23 protein-coding genes are annotated in these 19,373 nt (G+C 63.9%); 10 read left to right on the top strand and 13 right to left on the bottom strand.

Annotated features, from left to right (window positions below):
- Positions 1-48: 48 nt before the first annotated feature.
- Positions 49-630 carry a F0F1 ATP synthase subunit B gene (locus DBIPINDM_RS06720; protein WP_258584995.1) on the top strand — a complete coding sequence of 194 codons (582 nt, stop codon included), beginning with the start codon at positions 49-51 and terminating at the stop codon, positions 628-630.
- A gap of 10 nt (positions 631-640) precedes the next feature.
- Positions 641-1,132 carry a F0F1 ATP synthase subunit B gene (locus tag DBIPINDM_RS06715; protein WP_258584994.1) on the top strand — a complete coding sequence of 164 codons (492 nt, stop codon included), beginning with the start codon at positions 641-643 and terminating at the stop codon, positions 1,130-1,132.
- Positions 1,133-1,362: 230 nt separating this feature from the next.
- Here the strand turns inward: DBIPINDM_RS06715 and DBIPINDM_RS06710 are convergent, their stop codons facing one another.
- A complete protein-coding gene (locus tag DBIPINDM_RS06710; protein ID WP_258584993.1) occupies positions 1,363-2,058 on the bottom strand; it encodes a ribonuclease HII in 696 nt (231 codons plus the stop codon).
- A gap of 151 nt (positions 2,059-2,209) precedes the next feature.
- Complete coding sequence (locus DBIPINDM_RS06705) at positions 2,210-3,364, bottom strand: PA0069 family radical SAM protein (RefSeq protein WP_258589209.1); 1,155 nt, start codon at positions 3,362-3,364, stop codon at positions 2,210-2,212.
- A gap of 150 nt (positions 3,365-3,514) precedes the next feature.
- Between DBIPINDM_RS06705 and DBIPINDM_RS06700 the strand changes: the two genes are divergently transcribed.
- Together DBIPINDM_RS06700 and DBIPINDM_RS06695 are read left to right on the top strand one after the other, a co-directional pair.
- The gene (locus DBIPINDM_RS06700) at positions 3,515-4,042 is read left to right on the top strand and encodes a glycosyltransferase (RefSeq protein ID WP_258589208.1); all 528 of its coding nucleotides are present in this window, start codon (positions 3,515-3,517) and stop codon (positions 4,040-4,042) included.
- 146 nt (positions 4,043-4,188) lie between these two features.
- Complete coding sequence (locus tag DBIPINDM_RS06695; RefSeq protein ID WP_258584992.1) at positions 4,189-5,163, top strand: hypothetical protein; 975 nt, start codon at positions 4,189-4,191, stop codon at positions 5,161-5,163.
- A gap of 6 nt (positions 5,164-5,169) precedes the next feature.
- Here DBIPINDM_RS06695 and DBIPINDM_RS06690 read toward each other — a convergent pair whose 3' ends face one another.
- The 8 genes from DBIPINDM_RS06690 to DBIPINDM_RS06655 form a co-directional block, all read right to left on the bottom strand.
- Positions 5,170-5,613, bottom strand: a complete 444-nt coding sequence (locus DBIPINDM_RS06690) for a GFA family protein (protein ID WP_258584991.1) — start codon at positions 5,611-5,613, stop codon at positions 5,170-5,172.
- A gap of 134 nt (positions 5,614-5,747) precedes the next feature.
- Positions 5,748-6,302, bottom strand: a complete 555-nt coding sequence (gene moaB / locus DBIPINDM_RS06685) for a molybdenum cofactor biosynthesis protein B (protein WP_258584990.1) — start codon at positions 6,300-6,302, stop codon at positions 5,748-5,750.
- Position 6,303: 1 nt separating this feature from the next.
- Positions 6,304-7,140, bottom strand: coding sequence for a 4-(cytidine 5'-diphospho)-2-C-methyl-D-erythritol kinase (locus DBIPINDM_RS06680; RefSeq protein ID WP_258584989.1), 837 nt, complete (start codon positions 7,138-7,140; stop codon positions 6,304-6,306).
- Between the two features lie 77 nt (positions 7,141-7,217).
- Positions 7,218-7,403, bottom strand: coding sequence for a membrane protein (locus DBIPINDM_RS06675; protein WP_013896713.1), 186 nt, complete (start codon positions 7,401-7,403; stop codon positions 7,218-7,220).
- A 140-nt stretch (positions 7,404-7,543) separates the two neighbouring features.
- The gene (locus tag DBIPINDM_RS06670) at positions 7,544-8,404 is read right to left on the bottom strand and encodes a S49 family peptidase (RefSeq protein ID WP_258584988.1); all 861 of its coding nucleotides are present in this window, start codon (positions 8,402-8,404) and stop codon (positions 7,544-7,546) included.
- Between the two features lie 79 nt (positions 8,405-8,483).
- Entirely contained in the window at positions 8,484-9,284 is an 801-nt protein-coding gene (locus DBIPINDM_RS06665; RefSeq protein WP_258584987.1) for a tRNA1(Val) (adenine(37)-N6)-methyltransferase, read from the bottom strand.
- A complete protein-coding gene (locus DBIPINDM_RS06660; RefSeq protein WP_258584986.1) occupies positions 9,284-9,508 on the bottom strand; it encodes a DUF2007 domain-containing protein in 225 nt (74 codons plus the stop codon). The genes DBIPINDM_RS06665 and DBIPINDM_RS06660 overlap by 1 nt, the downstream gene beginning before the upstream one ends.
- Positions 9,509-9,580: 72 nt before the next feature.
- Entirely contained in the window at positions 9,581-11,227 is a 1,647-nt protein-coding gene (locus DBIPINDM_RS06655; RefSeq protein WP_258584985.1) for an alpha/beta hydrolase, read from the bottom strand.
- Between the two features lie 153 nt (positions 11,228-11,380).
- Between DBIPINDM_RS06655 and DBIPINDM_RS06650 the strand changes: the two genes are divergently transcribed.
- Positions 11,381-12,397 carry a polyprenyl synthetase family protein gene (locus DBIPINDM_RS06650; RefSeq protein WP_019856937.1) on the top strand — a complete coding sequence of 339 codons (1,017 nt, stop codon included), beginning with the start codon at positions 11,381-11,383 and terminating at the stop codon, positions 12,395-12,397.
- A 21-nt stretch (positions 12,398-12,418) separates the two neighbouring features.
- Here DBIPINDM_RS06650 and DBIPINDM_RS06645 read toward each other — a convergent pair whose 3' ends face one another.
- Together DBIPINDM_RS06645 and DBIPINDM_RS06640 are read right to left on the bottom strand one after the other, a co-directional pair.
- Positions 12,419-12,679: a hypothetical protein gene (locus tag DBIPINDM_RS06645; protein ID WP_258584984.1), complete on the bottom strand. Its 261-nt coding sequence runs from the start codon at positions 12,677-12,679 to the stop codon at positions 12,419-12,421.
- Positions 12,680-12,748: 69 nt separating this feature from the next.
- Positions 12,749-13,852 carry an MFS transporter gene (locus tag DBIPINDM_RS06640; RefSeq protein WP_258584983.1) on the bottom strand — a complete coding sequence of 368 codons (1,104 nt, stop codon included), beginning with the start codon at positions 13,850-13,852 and terminating at the stop codon, positions 12,749-12,751.
- Between the two features lie 102 nt (positions 13,853-13,954).
- On the opposite strand from DBIPINDM_RS06640, the gene DBIPINDM_RS06635 reads away from it, so the two are divergent.
- The 5 genes from DBIPINDM_RS06635 to DBIPINDM_RS06615 all read left to right on the top strand — a co-directional run bounded on the left by DBIPINDM_RS06635 (position 13,955) and on the right by DBIPINDM_RS06615 (position 18,496).
- Positions 13,955-14,560 (top strand): TetR/AcrR family transcriptional regulator, encoded by a 606-nt coding sequence (locus DBIPINDM_RS06635; RefSeq protein ID WP_258584982.1) that lies wholly within the window; start codon positions 13,955-13,957, stop codon positions 14,558-14,560.
- Positions 14,561-14,643: 83 nt separating this feature from the next.
- On the top strand, positions 14,644-15,312 hold the full coding sequence (locus DBIPINDM_RS06630) for a GntR family transcriptional regulator (RefSeq protein WP_258584981.1): 669 nt from the start codon (positions 14,644-14,646) through the stop codon (positions 15,310-15,312).
- A 191-nt stretch (positions 15,313-15,503) separates the two neighbouring features.
- Complete coding sequence (locus DBIPINDM_RS06625; RefSeq protein WP_258584980.1) at positions 15,504-16,097, top strand: biotin transporter BioY; 594 nt, start codon at positions 15,504-15,506, stop codon at positions 16,095-16,097.
- The gene (locus tag DBIPINDM_RS06620) at positions 16,094-16,543 is read left to right on the top strand and encodes a DUF1284 domain-containing protein (protein ID WP_258584979.1); all 450 of its coding nucleotides are present in this window, start codon (positions 16,094-16,096) and stop codon (positions 16,541-16,543) included. The genes DBIPINDM_RS06625 and DBIPINDM_RS06620 overlap by 4 nt, the downstream gene beginning before the upstream one ends.
- 177 nt (positions 16,544-16,720) lie before the next feature.
- The gene (locus tag DBIPINDM_RS06615) at positions 16,721-18,496 is read left to right on the top strand and encodes a tetratricopeptide repeat protein (RefSeq protein ID WP_258584978.1); all 1,776 of its coding nucleotides are present in this window, start codon (positions 16,721-16,723) and stop codon (positions 18,494-18,496) included.
- A 203-nt stretch (positions 18,497-18,699) separates the two neighbouring features.
- Here DBIPINDM_RS06615 and DBIPINDM_RS06610 read toward each other — a convergent pair whose 3' ends face one another.
- Positions 18,700-19,161, bottom strand: coding sequence for a GNAT family N-acetyltransferase (locus DBIPINDM_RS06610; RefSeq protein ID WP_258584977.1), 462 nt, complete (start codon positions 19,159-19,161; stop codon positions 18,700-18,702).
- Between the last annotated feature and the right edge of the window lie 212 nt (positions 19,162-19,373).

Raw genomic sequence — 19,373 nt, 5'->3', positions numbered from 1 at the left:
CGAAGGGGGGCGCATGGTGCGACCTTACCTTATGGACAGGGGAATGAGATGTTCGTGACATCTGCCTTTGCGGAAGAGACCGCGCCCGCCGTGACGGAAGGCGACACGCATTCCGGCACAGGCGTGCCTGCCGAAGCGCATGGCACGTTCCCGCCATTCGATCCGGCGACGTTTCCGTCGCAGCTTCTGTGGCTGGCGATCACCTTTGGGCTGTTCTACCTCTTCTTGAAGAAGGTAGCGATGCCGCGCATCGGCGGCATCATCGATGTCCGCAACGATCGCGTCAGCCAGGATCTCGATCAGGCGAGCAAATTGAAGGGCGAGGCCGACGCTGCCGTTGCTGCTTACGAGCAGGAACTGGCGGAAGCCAAGAAGAACGCCAATTCGATCGGCCAGCAGGCCGCCGATGCGGCCAAGGCGGAAGCCGAGACCGCGCGCAAGAAGATCGAGGCCGCGCTCGACGAGAAGCTTGGCGAGGCCGAGGCGCGCATTTCTTCCATCAAGTCCAACGCCATGAAGGAAGTCGGCAGCATCGCCGAGGATACGGCTTCGGCGATCGTCGAAGCCTTGGTCGGCGGCAAGGCCAGCAAGGCCGAGATCGCGGCCGCGGTCAAATCCGTGGCCCGGTGAGGAGCGCATCATGGACGCTACATCTCTTGCAACGCTCTGGGCCACGATTGCCCTGATCATCTTCCTGGGCGTCGCCATCTACATCAAGGTGCCCGGCCTGATCGCCAAGGCGCTCGACGCCCGCGCCGCCAGGATCAGCAGTGAGCTCGACGAGGCCCGCAAGCTGCGCGACGAGGCCCAGCAACTGCTCGGCCAATACAAGAAGAAGCGCAAGGAAGCCGAGCAGGAGGCTGCCGACATCGTCGCGGCCGCCAAGCGCGAAGCCGAGATGCTCGCCGCCGACGCACACAAGAAGTCCGAGGATTATGTGGCCCGGCGCACCGCGCTCGCCGAGCAGAAGATCGGTCAGGCGGAGCGTGATGCGGTCGCCGAAGTCCGCGCCAGCGCCGTCGACATCGCCGTCGAGGCCGCGCGCTCTCTGCTCGCCGCCAAGGTCGACGTCAAGGCCGGAGCCGATTTGTTCAAGGCTTCGCTCGCGGATGTGAAGGCCAAGCTGAACTGAGCGGCTCTTGAGCCGCCGACATGGAGCCGCCCGGGTAACCTGGCGGCTTTTTTGTTGAGCGCGGATAATCTCCCCCTTAAGGGGGAGATCTCGCCAAAGGCGACAGGGGGGGCGGTACGTCCTGTCGCGATCTTCCTATCCGGCGAAGAAGAGGCTGGTGCTTCACGCGCGGCGACCCCCTCTGGCCTGCCGGCCATCTCCCCTTCGAGGGGGGAGACAATCCGTTCGGCTCAATCGAGCCCGGCCAAGCCATCTTCTTCAACGACCTCAGCCCCACCCAGCCTGAATGGCGCAAACGACACGCGGTGCAGCCGTGCGACCGGGCCATGCGCCTCGATCGCCGTGCGGTGACGGGCGGTGGCGTAGCCCATATGGACTTCGAAGCCGTAACGGTCGTGGTGATTGCCGCAGCCGCACATCATGCGGTCGCGCATCACCTTGGCGACGATCGAGGCGGCGGCGATCGATTGCGAGCGCTGGTCGCCCTTGATCAGCGCGCGGCCGTCGCACGGCAATCCGGGCGGCACGTCGCGTCCGTCGGCGAGAGCTAGCTTCGGCCGGACCGACAGCCCGACCAAAGCGCGCCGCATCGCCTCGAGGCTCGCCTTGAGGATGTTGCTGCCGTCAATGCCCTCGGCGCTGATCGAGGCCATCGAAACCGCCTGCGCCGAGCCAAGAATGCGCAGGAACAGCGCCTCGCGCTGCAAATGGCTGAGCCGTTTGGAATCGTCGAGGCCTTCGGGGATGTTGGCCGGGTCGAGCACCACCGCTGCGGCGACCACGGGCCCAGCCAGGGGGCCGCGGCCGGCCTCGTCCATCCCCGCAACCGGCCACAGTCCGTCGGCCATCGCCTTCGTCTCGAAGGAGAAATCGGGTTTCTCGACGATTTCGAAGAGAAGCGGAGAATCGGAACGCGCGCGAGCCATGTTGCGGCGAGGTTCGCATCGGCTCCGATTCTCCGCAAGTCCCTCCGGGTCGGGTGGGGCGCCGGACCGGGAGGGCACCGTCTGCAGGCCGGGGCAGGCCGGACGGGATTTCTTGCCGTGGCAGGTCAAACCGCCACGGCAAATTGCATTCTCAGAGCAGCATCAGCTGTTCCTGGTCTCTTCCAGCGGCGACGAACTGGTCGGTGCGCAGCGTGCGCCGTTCGGCATTGAGGCCGAGCCGCTTGGCGGTGATCTCGAAGCGGCGGCCGATCTGCCATGCGTAGGGTCCGGCGCCCTTCATGCGCTTGCCCCATTCCGAATCATAGTCCTTGCCGTCGCGCATCGAGCGGATCAGCGACATCACGTGGCGGTAGCGATCGGGATAGTGGCGCAGCAGCCAGTCCTTGAAGATCGGGCTGACCTCCAGCGGCAGGCGCAGCACGACATAACCCGCCTCGCGTGCGCCGGCGGCATGTGCCGAATCGAGGATCCGTTCCATCTCCTGGTCGGTGAGGCCGGGGATGATCGGCGCCACCATGACCGAAGTCGGAATGCCGGCATCGGAAAGCTGCCGGATCGCCTCCAGCCGCTTGGTCGGTGTCGAAGCGCGTGGCTCCATGGTGCGCGCCAGCATGCGGTCCATTGTCGTCACCGACAGCGCCACCTTGGCGAGCCCCCGTTCCGCCATGCGCGACAATATGTCGATGTCGCGCGTCACCAGAGCGGACTTGGTGACGATGCCGACCGGATGGCCGCGTGCTTCCAGCACTTCCAGGATCTCGCGCATGATCCGGTATTGTTTCTCGATCGGCTGGTAGGGATCGGTGTTGGTGCCGATGGCGATTGTGCGTGGCTGGTAGCCGTCCTTCGACAGCTCCTTGTCGAGCAGCCGCGCCGCATCCGGCTTGGCGAACAGCTTGGATTCGAAATCCAGTCCCGGCGACAGGCCCATGAAGGCGTGCGTCGGCCTCGCGAAGCAATAGACGCAGCCATGTTCGCAGCCGCGATAGGGGTTGATCGAGCGGTCGAAGGAGATGTCGGGCGATTCGTTGCGGGTGATGATGGTGCGCGGCTTTTCCACCTGCACCTCGGTCTTGAACGGCGGCAGTTCCTCCAGGGAACTCCAGCCATCATCGAAGACATGCCGGCTGACAGGTTCGAAGCGGCCGGACGGATTGATGCCTGCTGACCGGCCGCGATTGCGGTCCGGACGGATGCGCATGCCACTCTGCTCGATCATCGCATTGGCCATCTCGGCGCGTCCTGCCCCGAAAGCTGCAATGTCGGCACGCACGATCGGTTCCATCTTGGCCCGCTCCCAGGGACTGTCCATGTTGTGTCGAATCGCTCTGTTCATGAAATTATTCCTATTTCGCCGATGAGAACAAAGCAAGAACTTTTTATGCTGCGCCGCAAAAACTGGCGCTATGCGCGGCTTTCCGCTATTCGGCTAAACATGCTCAGCGTTCTCATCGAAACGCGCAATGACGAGGAGGCTCTCGCCCGCACGCTCGCCTCGCTGATTGGCGGCGCGGTGGAGGGCGTGGTGCGCGAGGTCGTCGTCTGCGACACCGGCTCCACCGACCAGACGCATCATGTTGCCGAGCATGCTGGCTGCCAGTATGTGGCAAGCGGCGGTATCGCCGCCGGGATCCGGCAGGCCAAGGGTGACTGGCTGCTGCTGCTGGAGCCGGGCGCGCGGCTGGTGGAAGGCTGGATCGAAGCGGTCATCGCCCATACGGCGAGGCAGACCGTGGCGGCGCGATTCTCTCGCGCACGGGGCAGCCGCACGCCGTTCCTGGCTAGGGTCTTTTCGGGAAATCGCGCGCTCGCCGATGGACTGGTGATCAGCAAGCGGCAGGCCGCATCCCTGTCGAAGAGTGCCGGCAACGCCGAGGCGCTGGCGCGTGGCCTGGCGACAAAGAAGCTCGAAGCCGAGATCTGGGTGGCGCCGCCGAAGCAGCAGCACCGCTCGCCAAAGTGATTTTTTGCGGCTGCTCTGTTCATTGTGCATTGCACAAAATCTGACGCGGGGGTAGCCTTCCCCTGAGGTGGGTGAATTGGGTTTGGGTCATGCGAGTGGTGAGCACCGATGCGGCATCGGGTATCACCCTCATAGAAGAGGACCCGATGAACCTTTCATCATCAGACAAATCCGGCGCCGCCAGTCTCGAGGCCATTGCGCGCAGTGGCAGCCTGTTGCGGCGCATCGCGGTGCGCATTCCGACCTATCTCACGGACCTGCGCGAAAACCCTGCCTGGCTGCCAATGTTCATGCTGGCGCGCACCATGCCCGGGCGCCGGATGCATTGGCTTGGCGCAAAACGTGCCCGCCCGGCCGACAATGTCGGGGATACGATGTTTTCCGGTGTCGAGCGGGCTGCGGTGGTCGATGCGCTGCGTTCCGACGGCCTGTTTTCAGGCCTGGTCCTGCCACCGGAAATTCATGAGCAGATCGCAGATTTCGCGGGGCGTACGCCTTGCTTCGGCAATTTCGACCGCCGTCTCGAATTCATGCCGGGCGAACATGCGCAGGCCGAAAAGCGCCTGGGCCGCTCGCTGCTCAGCGGGCACTATTTCGAGCGCATTCTCGACTGTCCGGCGGCACTCGCCATACAGCGCGATCCGCTGCTTCTCGACATTGCCGCGCATTATCTCGGCGCTCAGGCCAAACTGATCACGACGCGCGTCTGGTGGAGCTTTCCGACCGGCGAGGCCTCGGACGCCGACAAGAACCTTGCCTCGCTCGGCAAGTATCATTTCGACCTCGACGACTGGCGCATGCTGAAATTCTTCTTCTACCTCAAGCCCGTCGACGCCGATACCGGTCCGCATGTCTATGTCAGGGGCAGCCATAACAGGCGCGCCATAAAACATCAGCTGACCCTGCTGGTCGGCCATCCCGCCCAGGAAGTGTTGAACGTCTATGGCGAGCAAAGCCCGGTGACGCTGACCGGCGAAGCCGGCCTCGGCTTCGTCGAGGACCCGTTCGGCTTCCACATGGGCACCGTGCCGGCGCGCACGCCGCGGCTGATGATGGAAGTCGGCTTCGGTGTTTCGCGCCCCTCGCGCCGACGCTTTCATGGCGAACCGGTCATCCGCTGAGCGCGATCAGTCGAAACGCATCTCGACCGGCATCCAGCGAAGGCGACGCCTGGCCTGGCGCTGCTCTCTGCTTTCCCTGTCGAAGTCGACAGGGACCGGTTCCCGGTTGAACGCTCCTTGATCATCCAGGGCGTTGACGATGACGATTGCCCGCGCATCATCTCTGGCGATTGCATCTTCATCTCCAGCGATAGCGGCGACATAGACGCCGCAATCCCCGCAGATCAGGTAGTCGGCAGTCCTCAATCCGAACCGGTATTTGCGCAATCGCTTGATATCCTTGACCGAGATGATCAGCCTGCCGTCCGGATCGGCGACGGCGCGCGAGCCATGTTTGACACAGAACGAGCATTGGCAGGCGCGGACTTCGATTTGCGAGGGATCGAGCTCGGTTGAAAATCGCAGGCGTATCTTGCCGCAATGGCACCCACCGGTATGCTCGTTCATCATATCTGCCTCGTTGCAACGGCAATGGCCGCTTCAGCGAGAAGGTACTTTCTCCGGCATCCGAATGGCGTTTCGAAGGCACTGCTGCCGTTCTGCCTGGCAAACGTGGCCTGAAACCGGGGCTTTGCCCTCGGCTTTTACGGAGCCGATTTCCCGCGCCGCAGATGCTCGTCCAGGCGCGGCATGATCTCGACGAAGTTGCAGGGCATGTGCCGGTAATCGAGCTGCGCCTTGAGGATACCGTCCCAGGCGTCCTTGCAGGCGCCGGGCGAACCCGGCAGCACGAAGACGAAGGTGGCGTTGACGACGCCGCCGGTCGCCCGGCTCTGGATCGTCGACGTGCCGATCTTGTCGTAGGAGATGCGGTGGAACACTTCGGAAAAGCCGTCCATGCGCTTTTCGAAGATCGGCTCCAGCGCCTCCGGTGTCACGTCGCGTCCGGTGAAGCCGGTGCCGCCGGTGGTGATCACGACATCGATCGTCTTGTCCCGCGACCACGCCAGCACCGTGTCGCGGATCTTGTCGCGGTCATCGGTGACGATATCGCGGGCGGCCAGGATGTGGCCGGCTTCGGTGATGCGGTTGGCCAGCGTCTGGCCGGATTTGTCGTCGGCAAGGCTGCGCGTGTCGGAAACGGTCAGCACCGCGATGCGCACCGGAATGAAGGCACGGCTCTCGTCAATCCTGGCCATTTCACTCAGCCTCCGATGACATGCTGCGCGTCGCGGCGACGAACCAGTCGGGCTGGCGGCTGCGAATTTCGGCCGCCGCGCGCTTGGCGACATTGCCGGTCTCGAACAGGCCGAAACATGTCGCGCCCGATCCGGACATGCGTGAAAATCCCGATCCCGCATTGTTCAGCCACGACAGCGCCCGGCCTATGGCGGGCTGCAGTGCCAGGGCCGCAGGTTCGAGATCGTTGCGGGTGACCTCCAGCCAGTTGCGCAAGCTGTGAAAATCGATGCTGCGCGGCAGCGGCGGCAGTGGCTCATTGTCGCGACGGGAAAGTGCGGCGAAGACATCCGCCGTCGAGACCGGCGTGCCCGGATTGACCAGCACCAGTCCCAGTGCCGAAAAGTCCGGCACCATCGACAGCTCGTCGCCAATGCCGCGCGCCACCAGCGGCTTTGCCGCCAGGCACATCGGCACGTCGGCGCCAAGCGAGAGGCCGATCCGCCCCAGCCCGGCGTCGTCCATGTCCAAGGCCCATGTCTGCACCAGCCCGCGCAGCACGGCCGCCGCGTCGCTCGACCCGCCGCCGACGCCGGAAGCGACTGGCAGGTTCTTTTCCAGCTTTATCGAGACCGGAGGTGTTCTTTCGGACCCGGCCGCTTGTCGCAAGGCATCGCGCGCCTTGAGCACCAGATTGCTGGCGTCGAGCGGAACCGCCGACGCATAGCGACCGGACACGGTGAAATCGTCGCTGTCGGTGAGCGCGATCTCGACCCTGTCGCCAAAACGCGTGAACACCGCCAGGCTTTCGATCAGGTGATAACCGTCGGGACGCCTGCCGGTGACATGCAGCGCCATGTTGATCTTGGCATGCGCATGCCAAATACGCGAACCGGTGTCGGTGTCCGCCGCAACTGATGTAAGCGAAATGATGCTCAGTCCTTGGCCAGCCGGTACTCGCCGGTCTTCGGATCCTTGACCAGCGTTCCCATCGCGCCGTTGGCCGCCTGCTTTTCGGTGCGCCGCACCTTGGCCGTCACGCGCTCGGCTTCGCGCACGAAGGTGCGGTAGCCGAAATAGGCGGCGACGCCAACGACGGTGAAGAAAATGATCTGCGGCATGCCAAAACTCCTCCCACGCTGGGCCGGCGAAGGCGGCCGGTAGGGTCGGTTAATGCATGTCGCCCAAAACTGTGTCCGGTTTTGGGAAAACGGCATGCATAGGACTACAAGCACTCATGCTAGACGGTTTTGCCGGTTTTTCAAAGCCCGAAGCGAGCCCACAATGCGCGCTCTTCCGCCGCATCGATGACGCCGCTGGCGGCAGCCGCCGCGATATCGGGCGCTGAAAAGCCCTTGCTGGAACCGAACAGGCCGAAGCGGCTGAGGAAACCGCGTGGCGCCGTGACCAATCTCAGCTGGGTTTTCGCCCCAAACCGGGTCTTCAGCACCGTGCGCATGTCGCCGAGCGCATCGACGAGGCCAAGTTCCAGACCCCTTTTGCCGGTCCAGAACAGGCCGGTGAACAGGTCCGGGTCGTCTTTCAGCTTCGTGCCGCGCCGCTCTTTGACCAGATCGATGAAGGTGTCGTGCACCTCGAGCTGCAGCGCCTTCAGCCGCTCGACGTCCTCCTTCTTCTCGGGCTTGAACGGATCGAGCACCGCCTTGTTCTGGCCGGCGGTGTGGACGCGGCGCTCGACCCCGATCTTCTTCATCAGTTCCGGGAAACCGAAGGAGGCCGAGACCACGCCGATGGAGCCGACGATGGAGGAGGGATCGGCAAAGATCTCGTCGCCGGCAACCGCGATCATATAACCACCCGAGGCCGCGACGTCCTCGACGAAGACCAGCACCTTCTTGTTCTTTTCAACCGCCAGGTCGCGGATGCGCTTGAAGATCAGCCGCGACTGCACCGGCGAGCCGCCGGGCGAATTGATCGAGACGGCGACCGCCGGCGCGTCGAAGGAGAAGGCCTTCTCGATCAGGCCGGCGGTGGAGGCCAGCGACAGATTCTGCCGGAACTGGCCGCCCGACATGATCGTGCCGTGCAGCCGGATGACCGGAATGGTGACGACGGTGGAGCGCCAGGATTTCGGCAGCAGTCGGTTCAAAAGGCGTTTCACGAGGGCACGGTCTCCGGTCGATGGGTTGCAGGCATGTAGGGATTTCCCGGCCGACGGCAATGTGCAGGCCAGGAATAGCTCAATCTCCAAACAGCGAGGCGAGACCGTTGGTGATCATTTCGCTGCGCTCATCGGGGCCATTGCCCGATTGCGCGTGAAGCATCAAAGGCGGGCGGATGGCGAGCTTTCCGCGTGCCCCGAGCGCTGCCCGCACGATGATGCGGATCGCCGCTGCATCGGGCCGAGGGTGGACGGCGAGCATCTCGGCATCGCCGAAACGGCCTGACATCGCGTCGAGAATGGCGCCGAGCTGTTCGGGCCGCGCGATGACGGCAAGCCCGCCGCGCGGCCTGACCACCGCCGCCGCACTGCGGATCCAGCTTTCGAACAGCCCATCCTCCATGACATGGGCTTCCTTTCTCAGGCGCTCCGGCGTGGCGCGGTCCCGGGCGGCGTTGAAAGGCGGGTTCATGATGACGTAGTCGAAGTCATTGTCGGCTAGACCAGCTGCCGCTCGGGCCTGGCCTGAAACCGCGACATCGGCGACGAGCACCGAGGCGCGATCGCTGAGATGCGCATTACCGGGATGGGCAAGGGTGGCCGCCGCGAAGGCGGCCATTTCCGGCGCACGTTCGACCAGCACGGCCTGGGCAGCCGGGCAGCGCGACAGCACGGCGAGGCCGGCAGCACCAGCGCCGGCGCCGAAATCGGCCAGGCGTCCGCCAAAGGCGGATGGCACGGATGCCGCCAGCATCATCGCATCCATGCCGGCGCGGTGGCCGCCATGCTTGGGCTGCACGAGCCAGAACCGGCCGCGATGGAAGGCATCGACCGTATGGGCCGGCGTGTCCGGGGCAAGGGCGGCTGGCGCGGCCGACATTATTTTGTACGGATCTCGTTGGCGATGCCGGCGTCCGTCAGGATGCGCCGTGCGGCATCGGCCCGGTCGGCGTCGACCATGACGCGCCGCGGCAGGATACCGAGCGAGCCGTCGAGCACGCTCATGTTCTGGTCGGCGACGAAGCAGCCGATGCCGGCATCGCGCATCAGCGATTCGACAAAGGAGATGATCACGGCGTCGTTGGTGCGGATGAGCTCTATCATCGGGCGAAACTCTCAGTTTGCGGCGCTGATGTAAACGGGCACGCGGATTCCGTTCTTTCCAGCACTCTTGCCTTATCTCCGAGCGAAGTGACGTTTCAGCCTGGCGATGTCGTCGGCCGACCAGCCCTGAACATCCGTCACCTCGATCCAGGCATCTATATAGTGTTCCGGCGCATAGACATGGCCATGACCCATCGGCATGGTCGCGGCTCCCGCCATGTCGACCGCCAGTTGCAGGAAGGTGACGATCGGATACCAGCGCAGATCGGGCGAAACGTCGGGCCCGCGCGGTTGCGCCATCCAGTCAGGCGCCCTGTAGAAGGATCTCGGCTCGAAGAAAGTCACCGCGTCGCTGGCATATTGCAGATAGACGATGCGCATCGGCCCCCAATGCGCATTCGGAAGATCGAGTTCGTTGTCCTGGTTGGTGAAGCGCACATAGGAGCCGTCGCGAAAGCGCGGCAGCCATGCCGGCGACCCCGGATTGCGGTTGCTGGTGATCGAGCGCCAGATGCGGCTCGAATAAGGAGGGCCGCTCCACAGCGCCCCCTGGTAGGGATCGCCGAGCACCTCGAACAGTTCGTTGGATTGCTCCGAGTTCATCGCGCCCAGGCTCAGGCCATGCAGATAAAGCTTTGGGCGATGATCCCTGGGCAGCGTCGTCCAGTAGCCATAGACCTCGGCGAACAGCGCCCGCGCGGCATCACCGCCATAACCGGGCTCGACCATCAGCGACAGCCAGCTCGGCAGATAGGAATACTGGATGGCGACGCTGGCGACATCGCCGCCACGCAGATATTCGAGCGTGTTGATGGCCGCCGGGTCGATCCATCCGGTCCCGGTCGGCGTGATGATGACGAGGATCGAGCGGTCGAACGCGCCGACGCGTTTCATCTCTGCCAGCGCGAGCTTCGCCCTGTCCTGCGGTGTATCAACCGAGCGCAATCCGGTATAGACGCGGATCGGCTCGAGCGCATCGTGTTTGAGGAACGATTGCAGCTCCTGTTTCGTCGGGCCGGTGGTGATGAATTCCCTACCGGTTCGTCCAAGATGCTCCCAATCGATCAGCGAGGCGGCGCTGCCGGTCTTGGCGGGATCGCTCGGCTGCTGGATGCTGTCTTCGACGAGGGCATCGAGCTCTTGGTAGGAACTGTCGGCGACATGGAGCGCATATCTGAGCAAAACGCCATTGATGATGCTGCCGAACAGCAGGACAGCGACCGAAACCCCGGCGACGATGGCGATGCGCCTGGGAATGAAACGGGCAAGCCTGCCGGCGACAAACTGGAACGTGATCTGGAAGAGCCGCGCCAGCATCAACACCAGAACGAAGGTGATCAGCGCAATCAGCCCGACGCGAAAAGGCTGTGCGCTGTCGACCGGCTCGAGGTCCATCAGGACCCGAATTGAATTCTGCCAGGCGGAGGCGCGCCAGAGAAAGACCAGCGCAATCGCCGCGCAGACGATCGCCGCGACCAGCTTGGTCATCCGCGCCTTGCGCGGCCCGGGCGCCGGCAGCTCCAGATAGGCCCATAGCCAAAGGCCGAAGACGCCGATGCCGTAGCCCACGGCAAAGCAAAGCCCCGAGAGGACGCCCTGTACCAGCACGGCGCGCGGGTTGAGCGAAGGCGTCAGCGAGGCTGCGAAGAACAGGGTGCCGACAAGCAGGCCGACCGTCGAGAACGAATGCCAGAGCCGGATCGTCCAACCTCGCATCATCGGCCGCACTCAACTCCATTCGGCGCCGGTTGACAGGCTGTCACCAACGCCGCGCCAATTCGCCACTTGCCGTGGCCGTGTCCGCCGCCCTAGAGTCCGTATCGGGACTAAGGGTGCCGTCGCACGCGTTATACCAAGACGGGAGTGATTGTCGTGGGTGTCGTTCTCAACATCGAAAACGGGAAGCGGGAGCCCGCCTCCATCAAGGATCTGATCGATCTGACGGCCGCCGATATGGGGCGCGTCAACGAGTTGATCCTGTCCAAGGCCGGGTCCGACGTCGAGATGATCCCGGAGGTCGCCAACCATCTGATCTCGTCCGGCGGCAAACGGCTGCGGCCGATGCTGACACTCGCTGCCGCGCAGATGTTCGGCTATGCCGGCGAAGGCCATGTCAAACTCGCCACCTCGGTCGAGTTCATGCACACCGCAACTTTGCTGCACGACGACGTCGTCGACGAGAGCGGCATGCGCCGCGGCAAGAAGACCGCCCGCATGATCTGGGGCAACCAGGCGAGCGTGCTGGTCGGCGACTTCCTGCTCGGCCAGGCCTTCCGCATGATGGTCGATGTCGGCTCGCTCGAAGCGCTCGACATCCTGTCCAGTGCCGCCTCGATCATCGCTGAGGGCGAAGTCATGCAGCTTGCCGCCGCCAAGAACCTCGAAACCACCGAGGACGAGCACTTCGCCGTCATCAAGGCCAAGACCGCCGCGCTGTTTTCTGCTGCCGCTGAAGTCGGCCCCGTCATCGCCCAGGCGACACGCAACGACCGCGCGGCGCTGCGCTCCTACGGCATGAATCTCGGCCTTGCCTTCCAACTCATCGACGATGCGCTGGACTATGGCGGCACCAGCAAGGATCTCGGCAAGAATGTCGGCGACGATTTCCGCGAGGGCAAGGTGACCTTGCCGGTCATCCTCGCCTATCGGCGCGGCACCAAGGCCGAGCGCACCTTCTGGAAGCGCGCCATCGAGGACAATGTCGTCGACGACGCGGGGCTGGAAAAGGCGATCGGCCTGATGACGCGCCACGGCGCCATCGCCGACACGATCGGCCGCGCCCGCCATTTCGGCGAGATCGCCCGCGACGCGCTGGCACCGCTGGAAGAGACGCCGCAGAAATCGGCGCTGATCGATGTCATCGATTTCTGCATCAGCCGGGTGAACTGAGCGCGTCACCCGGGGCGCCAGCTATTTCGCTTTTGCCGGCAGGACCATTGCGGCCAGCAGGCTGATCAGGATGCCTGCCGCCGCGAGCCAGAAGGCAAGCTCTATGCCGTCGGCGATCGCGTTCTTCAGCGCGTCGCCCGTCAGCCCGGCGATGTGACTGTTGGCGACCGCGATCAATGTCGCCATGCCGATGGCGTTGCCGATGTTGAGTGTCGTGCAGGCCATGCCCGAGGCCACGCCCTGTTCGTCATGCGCGACCCCCGAAGCGGCCGCGATCCACATCGCGGTCCAGACGATGCCCTGGCCGACCCCGGAGATGATCAGGCCGGGAACGATGGCGGCGTAGCTGCCCTAGGCCGAAGCGCCAAGGACCATCAAGCCTGTGCCAGCCGCTCCGATCATCATGCCGCCAACCAGGGTCGAGCGTGTCGAAAAGCGTGTCGCCAGGCGTTCGCCTAGCTGCGTGCCGGTAGCGATGGCGATCGACGGCACCAGGAAGGCGAGGCCGGTCTCCAGCGCGGTGAAACCATGCACGGTCTGCAGCAGCACGGTTAGGAAATAGGGCAGGGCCCCGAATGTCCCCGTGTAGAGGAAGGTGATCGTCATGCCGGCGACCAGGCTGCGGTTGCGGAACAGGCGCAGCGGCATCAGCGGGTCGGCGCTCCTTGCCTCGATTACGGTGAAGACAATCAGGAAGAACGCTGCAAGCAGGGCGCTGGCGAGGATTGTCGGTGACGTCCAGCCATAGTCCGGTCCCTGAACCAGCGTGAAGACCAGCAGCGTGGCGCCCGCGGTGACGGTGAGCGCGCCGGGCAGGTCGAAATTGCGACGCGTGTGCCGTTTCGGATCACGCGGGATGATGGCAAAGGCGGCGGCGATGGCGATCCCGGCCAGCGCCACATTGACATAGAAGACGGCCGGCCAGCCGAAGGCGCTGGTCAAAAACCCTCCCGCCAGGGAGCCGAGGGTCAAGCCGCTTGCCCCGGCGCCGCCCCAGACCGCAAGCGCGCGATTGCGCTCCGGTCCCTCGGCGAACAGGCGATTGATCAGCGACAGTGTCGCCGGAAACAGGAAGGCAGCACCAATGCCTTGCACGGCACGCGCTGCGATGATGACTCCGGGCGACCAGGCGAGGCCACCGAGCAGCGAAAGCGCATAAAGCCAGAGTGCAAAGATGAAGACGCGGCGCTGGCCGACAAGGTCGGCGGCACGGCCGCCAAACAGCAGGAAGCCGCCGGTGAAGACCGTGTAGGCGCTCACCACCCATTGCAATGTCTGGCCGGAAAAGCCGAGGCCCGAGCCGATTTCCGGCAGCGCCACGAAGACGATGTTGAGGTCGAGCGCGATGATGAGCTGGGCGAAGGCCAGCAGCGCCAGCGTGGCGCCGCGCCTGCTGCCAGCCCCTGCTTGAGTTGGCGCGACATCCAGCGGTGCGCCTTGATCCAGTGAACTCATGTCAGTCTCCATCTGTGATTCTTTATCGATTGACAAAGAATTGGAATTTGCAATCCGGAGTCAAGCGGATTATTTGTTGATCGATAAAAAATGGAGTTCGCGATGGCGGGCAGACCGAGGGAGTTCGATCGCGATCAGGCGCTGGAGAAGGCGCAGGATGCCTTTTGGATGCGCGGTTACGAAGGCACCTCGATGGCCGATCTCGTCTCGGTGCTCGGCATCGCCTCCGCGCGCATCTATGCGGCCTTTGGTTCGAAGGAAGATCTGTTTCGGGAAGCGGTCGGGCTCTATGAGGCCAATGAAGGCGGTTTTGCCACGCGAGCCTTGGCTGAAGAGCCGATCGCCCGGAGCGCCATCGAGCGAATGCTGCGCGAGGCCGTCGAAACCTATACGAAGCCAGGGCGGCCGCAGGGCTGCATGGTGGTATCGGCAGCCACCAACTGCGCCGTCGAGAATGACCGTGTGCAGGAGTGGCTGGCGGAACACCGCCGGGCGCGCACGGTATCGATCGTCGAGCGGCTGAACGAGGCCGTTCGGGACGGCGAACTGAAACCGGGTACGGATGCGGAGGCACTGGGCGACTACTACGCCACGCTCATGCACGGACTTTCGGTACAGGCGCGTGACGGCGTACCAAACAAGCGCCTGCACGATCTCGTCACTGTCGCCATGCAGGCGCTGGACGCAAGGCTGGCAGGACGCCCCTGAATGCCGGCATCGTTCGCCAGGCAGTTGTGGAAGCTGATCTTGCCGTCTCGACAAGCTGCCTCATCGCAAATTATCTATAAAACATGGCAAAGGGCACGGACGACACCATCGCGGTGCGCATCAGCAAGGTGCTGGCGGACCGCATCATCTCCGGCGCGATCGAACCTGGGGCGCGGCTGCGGCAGGATCATGTCGCTGAGGAGTTCCACACCAGCCATGTTCCGGTGCGCGAGGCCTTCCGCCGCCTGGAGGCGCAAGGCCTGGCCGTCAGCGAGCCGCGCCGTGGCGTGCGCGTCGCGGCCTTCAATCTCGGCGAGGTCAAGGAAGTCGCCGAAATGCGGGCAGCCCTCGAAGTGCTGGCGCTGCGCCATGCCGCGCCGCATCTGACTTCAGCCATTCTCGATCTCGCCGAGGAAGCTACCAAGGCCGGGGACAAATCCCGCGACGTCAGGTCCTGGGAAGAAGCCAACCGCGCTTTTCACCGGCTGATCCTGGCACCATGCGGCATGCCGCGCCTGCTTGCCACCATCGACGATCTGCATGCCGCCAGCGCCCGCTTCCTGTTCGCGGCATGGCGCTCGGAGTGGGAGACGCGCACCGATCAGGACCACCGGGCGATCCTGACCGCCTTGCGGCAAGGAAACACCGAATCGGCCGCCGCGACACTGGGGCGGCATGTCCAGTGGATCGGCCGCAAGCCGGTCCGGACGGCCTCCGGCGCGACGCGTGAAGCCTTCGCGATCGTGGGTTGATGCATGTCGCCCAAAAGTGGCCCCCGATTTTGGGAACGCGACATGCATAAAGCAATGATCTGAAGCGCGTCGCGACGCAGGTCAGACGGTCTTTGTCGTGGGAAGGCTTGCTATCCCAGCGAAAATGTGGATTCGATAATAGATCGAAAACAGAAATTATCTATAATTTCAAACCGGTCGAAGGAATCCTCATGACAGACATCGCATTCACGTCCAGCAAGCCGTCCTTCAGCCCGCTCCGGCTGCAGGATCGCTCCCTCGCCTGGCAGGTCGGCGCCGTCGTGCTCGGCACGCTGTTCCTGGCGCTGTCGTCCTACATCGAAGTGCCGATGGTGCCGGTTCCCGTGACCATGCAGACCTTCGCCGTAACGCTCATTGGCGCGCTCTATGGCTGGCGGCTTGGCGCGGTCACCATCGCGGCCTGGCTTGTCGAAGGTGCTGCCGGCTTTCCGGTGCTGGCTGGCGGCGCTGCCGGCGTAGCGCATTTCGTCGGACCGACCGGCGGCTACCTCTTCGCCTTCCCGGTCACCGGCGCGCTGGTCGGCTGGCTGGCCGAGCGCGGCTGGAACGGCAACAGGGTGCTGCTTGCCTTCGCCGCCATGCTGCTCGGCAATCTTGCCTGCCTGGTGCTCGGCACGGCATGGCTTGCTGTCATGATTGGCACTGAGAAGGCCATTACCTTCGGCTTCCTGCCGTTCATCGTCGGCGGTTTGCTGAAGTCGGCACTTGGTGCCGCGACACTCATGGCGCTTCGCGGCGGCAAGGCGAAGCCGGCCAATCCGTGACGATCAGGCTGCGCACCCATCACCTCCTTTGCCTGCTCACCTATGTGGGCAAGGGATACAGCCCCGCCTTCACCGCCAATTATGACGGGATCGCGGAGCGCCTGAGCCGGGGCGAGGACATCCTCCTCGTTTCCGGTCCGGACGACATCTGCGCGCCTTTGGTTGATGAGCCGGAACCGCATTGTCTCAACGAGAGCGTCATCGAACGGGATCGGCTTGCCGCACGCGATGTCGGGGATCTGCTGGCCTTGCCAATCCAGGCCGGCGTCCGCCTCGATCTCGACGCGGCAATCCTGGCTCGGATGCGACAGGCGTTTTCTGTTGGTGGCGTGCGCAAGGCGTGCGACGGCTGCGAATGGAACGAGCTGTGCAGCGCGATAGCGGCTGGTGGCTTTCCCGATACGAAGGTGCAGCGATCCGTCACGCTGGAAGAGCGCAGACCTTGACGTGGGCTTTTGCGTGATCGAATGTCTCCTCCAGCCATGGTTTGTTAATCGGCTGACCCGATTGTGAATTTCAGGCGGATTGAAGCGCGACCCCAAAAAGGCCATGCTTTGCCCGGAAAGATCGAGTCTACGTCGATCCCGCTGATGCGGAGATGGCGCCTGGCTGAAAGGGATACGATGCAGCAAGGACGTGCGCGCTGGCTGACAAGGCTGGCAATTGTGACGGGCATAGCGATCTCGGCTCTGCCGGCCTATGCCAAGCAATCCACCGAACCGGTCAAGATCTCGTCGTTCTCGGGCGCCTATCTGGCCGCCCGGATCGCCGAAGGCGACAACGACCTCGACAGCGCCATCGCCTACTACAAGCAGGCCCTGGCCTTCGATCCGAGCGACACCGGGCTGCAGCAGAGCCTGATGCTGTCGCTGATCGCGCAGGGCCGCTTCGACGAATCCCTGGTCTATGCCGACAAGCTCAAGGAAGTGCCTGACGTCGAGCGCTTCTCGCGCCTGGCGCTGGCGGTCGATTCCTTCCACAAGAAGGATTTCACCAAGGCGCAGTACTGGCTCAAGCTGTCGCTGGAATCCGATCTCGACCGGCTGATCTCCGGCGTCATGTCCGGCTGGGCCGAACAGGGTGCCGGCCAGGCCAGCGATGCAATGGCGTCGATCGACAAGCTGCAGGGGCCGGACTGGTTCGGCCTGTTCAAATCCTTCCACCGCGCGCTGATCGCTGACGCCTCCAACATGCCCGAAAAGGCCGAGGCGATCTACGCCGCAACGCTGCAGGACACCACCGCTGGCGGTGCCGCGCCCGAGACCTGGATGCGCAATGCCCAGGCCTATGCCTCGTTCCTGGCCCGCAAGGGCGACAAGGCCAAGGCGATATCGGTGCTCGACCAGGCCGAGGCGTTTTCGCCGGGCAAGCTCGAAATCGTCGCCTTGCGCGACAGGATCGCCAAGGGCGACAAGATCGCGCCCTTCGTCTCCGGTCCGTCGGACGGCGCTTCCGAAATCCTGCTCGATCTCGCCACCGCGCTCAACCGTGGCGGCGGCGAACCGTTCGTCCGCCTTTACCTGCAATATGCGCTCGCCCTGCGGCCTGACAGCGACGCGGCCCTCGTGCAGCTCGCCGCCGTCGCCGAGCAGCTGAAGGACGGCGAGGGCGCCATTGCGCTCTATCGGCGCATCCCTGATTCTTCGCCGCTGAAGGAGCTTTCGGACCTGCAGCTTGGCCTCAACCTTGCCGATCTCGACCGCCATGACGAGGCGATCACCCATCTGAAGGCCTTCGTCGACGCCCATCCCAACGACATGCGCGGCTATCTGGCGCTTGGCGGGGTCTATTCGTCGAAGGATGATTTCCGTTCGGCCGCCAATCTCTACGACAAGGCCGTCGAGGTGCTGAAGACCCCGACCGCGGCCAACTGGAACATCTTCTATCAGCGCGGCATCGCCTATGAGCGCCTGAAGGAATGGCCGAACGCCGAGCCGAATTTCCGCAGGGCGCTGGAACTGCAGCCGGACCAGCCGCAGGTGCTGAACTATCTCGGCTATTCCTGGGTCGACATGAACACCAACCTCAAGGAAGGCCTGGCGATGATCCAGAAGGCCGTCGACCTCAGGCCGAGCGACGGTTACATCGTCGATTCGCTGGGTTGGGCCTATTTCCGGCTCGGCAGGTTCGACGACGCGGTGCGCGAAATGGAACGCGCCGTATCGCTGAAGCCGGAAGATCCGGTTCTCAACGACCATCTCGGCGACGCCTACTGGCGCGTCGGCCGCAAGCTGGAAGCCACCTTCCAGTGGAACCAAGCGCGCGACCTGAAGCCCGATCCCGATGTGCTGGCCACCTTGCAGCAGAAGCTGATGAAGGGCCTGCCGCCGATCGAGTCCAACACGGCGCAGGAAACCCCCAAGGTCAAGCCCGAGCCGGTGCCTGCCCCGAAGGGGTGAAATTGGCTTTTTTGGAATGCGAACGGGGCTCTTTCGGAGCCCCGTTTTTCATTTCCGGCCTGGGTCTGTCGAGATTCAGGTCAGGCCGAGCCGAAAATGATGGGTTCCGAGAACCGGAACGGAGCGGACATTTAGGTCCGTGAGTACCGGAAGCACAGGAAACCACCATTTGCAGGCCGGCATCACCTGAATATCAGCAGACCCTAGAAAAGCTTCCGGTAGACGACAAACCCGGAGCGTTCGCCGACCTTGTCATAGAGCTTCATCGCGGTCTGATTGGTCTCGTGCGTCAGCCAGTACACCCGGCCCGAGCCGGCGGCCTGGGCGCGCTCATAGACGCCTTCGATCAGCGCCCGGCCGATGCCTTTTCCACGCGAAGCCTCCGTGGTGAAAAGGTCTTGCAAATAGCAGTTCGGCGCGATCGCCGTCGTGCTGCGGTGAAAGAGATAGTGCACGAGGCCGAGAAGCTGTCCGCCGCTTTCGGCCACCAGCGCATGCACCGGCTCATAGGCGTCGAAGAAGCGCGACCATGTCATCGCTGTGATCTCGCCAGCCAGTGCCGTCTCGCCCGACCGGCCATAAAATGCGTTGTAGCCGTCCCACAGTGGAAGCCATCGGTCGAAATCCTGTCGCGTGACCGGGCGGACGATGATGGAACTGGGCATGGCTGAAAACCTGCTGTCATTGCTGTCGCTGTACAGGGATCGAACAGACCGCAGGCTGCCAAGGTCGACAATGGGCCAGCCAGTCGCAAAGCTTTCAACATCGCCCGATAAGCTCACGGTGATCCGCATCCGGTGCGCCTTGCTTGACGCTTCGCCGTCGTGTCTCTAGGACGTGCCGGCAAGCTAGCCTTTGCTGTCGAGGCCATCGTGAC

The organism is Mesorhizobium sp. AR02, assembly GCF_024746835.1.
In the GTDB taxonomy this organism is placed as follows: domain Bacteria; phylum Pseudomonadota; class Alphaproteobacteria; order Rhizobiales; family Rhizobiaceae; genus Mesorhizobium.
Note: the sequence above shows the minus strand (reverse complement) of the source record. Positions and strands in the feature narration are given on the sequence as shown.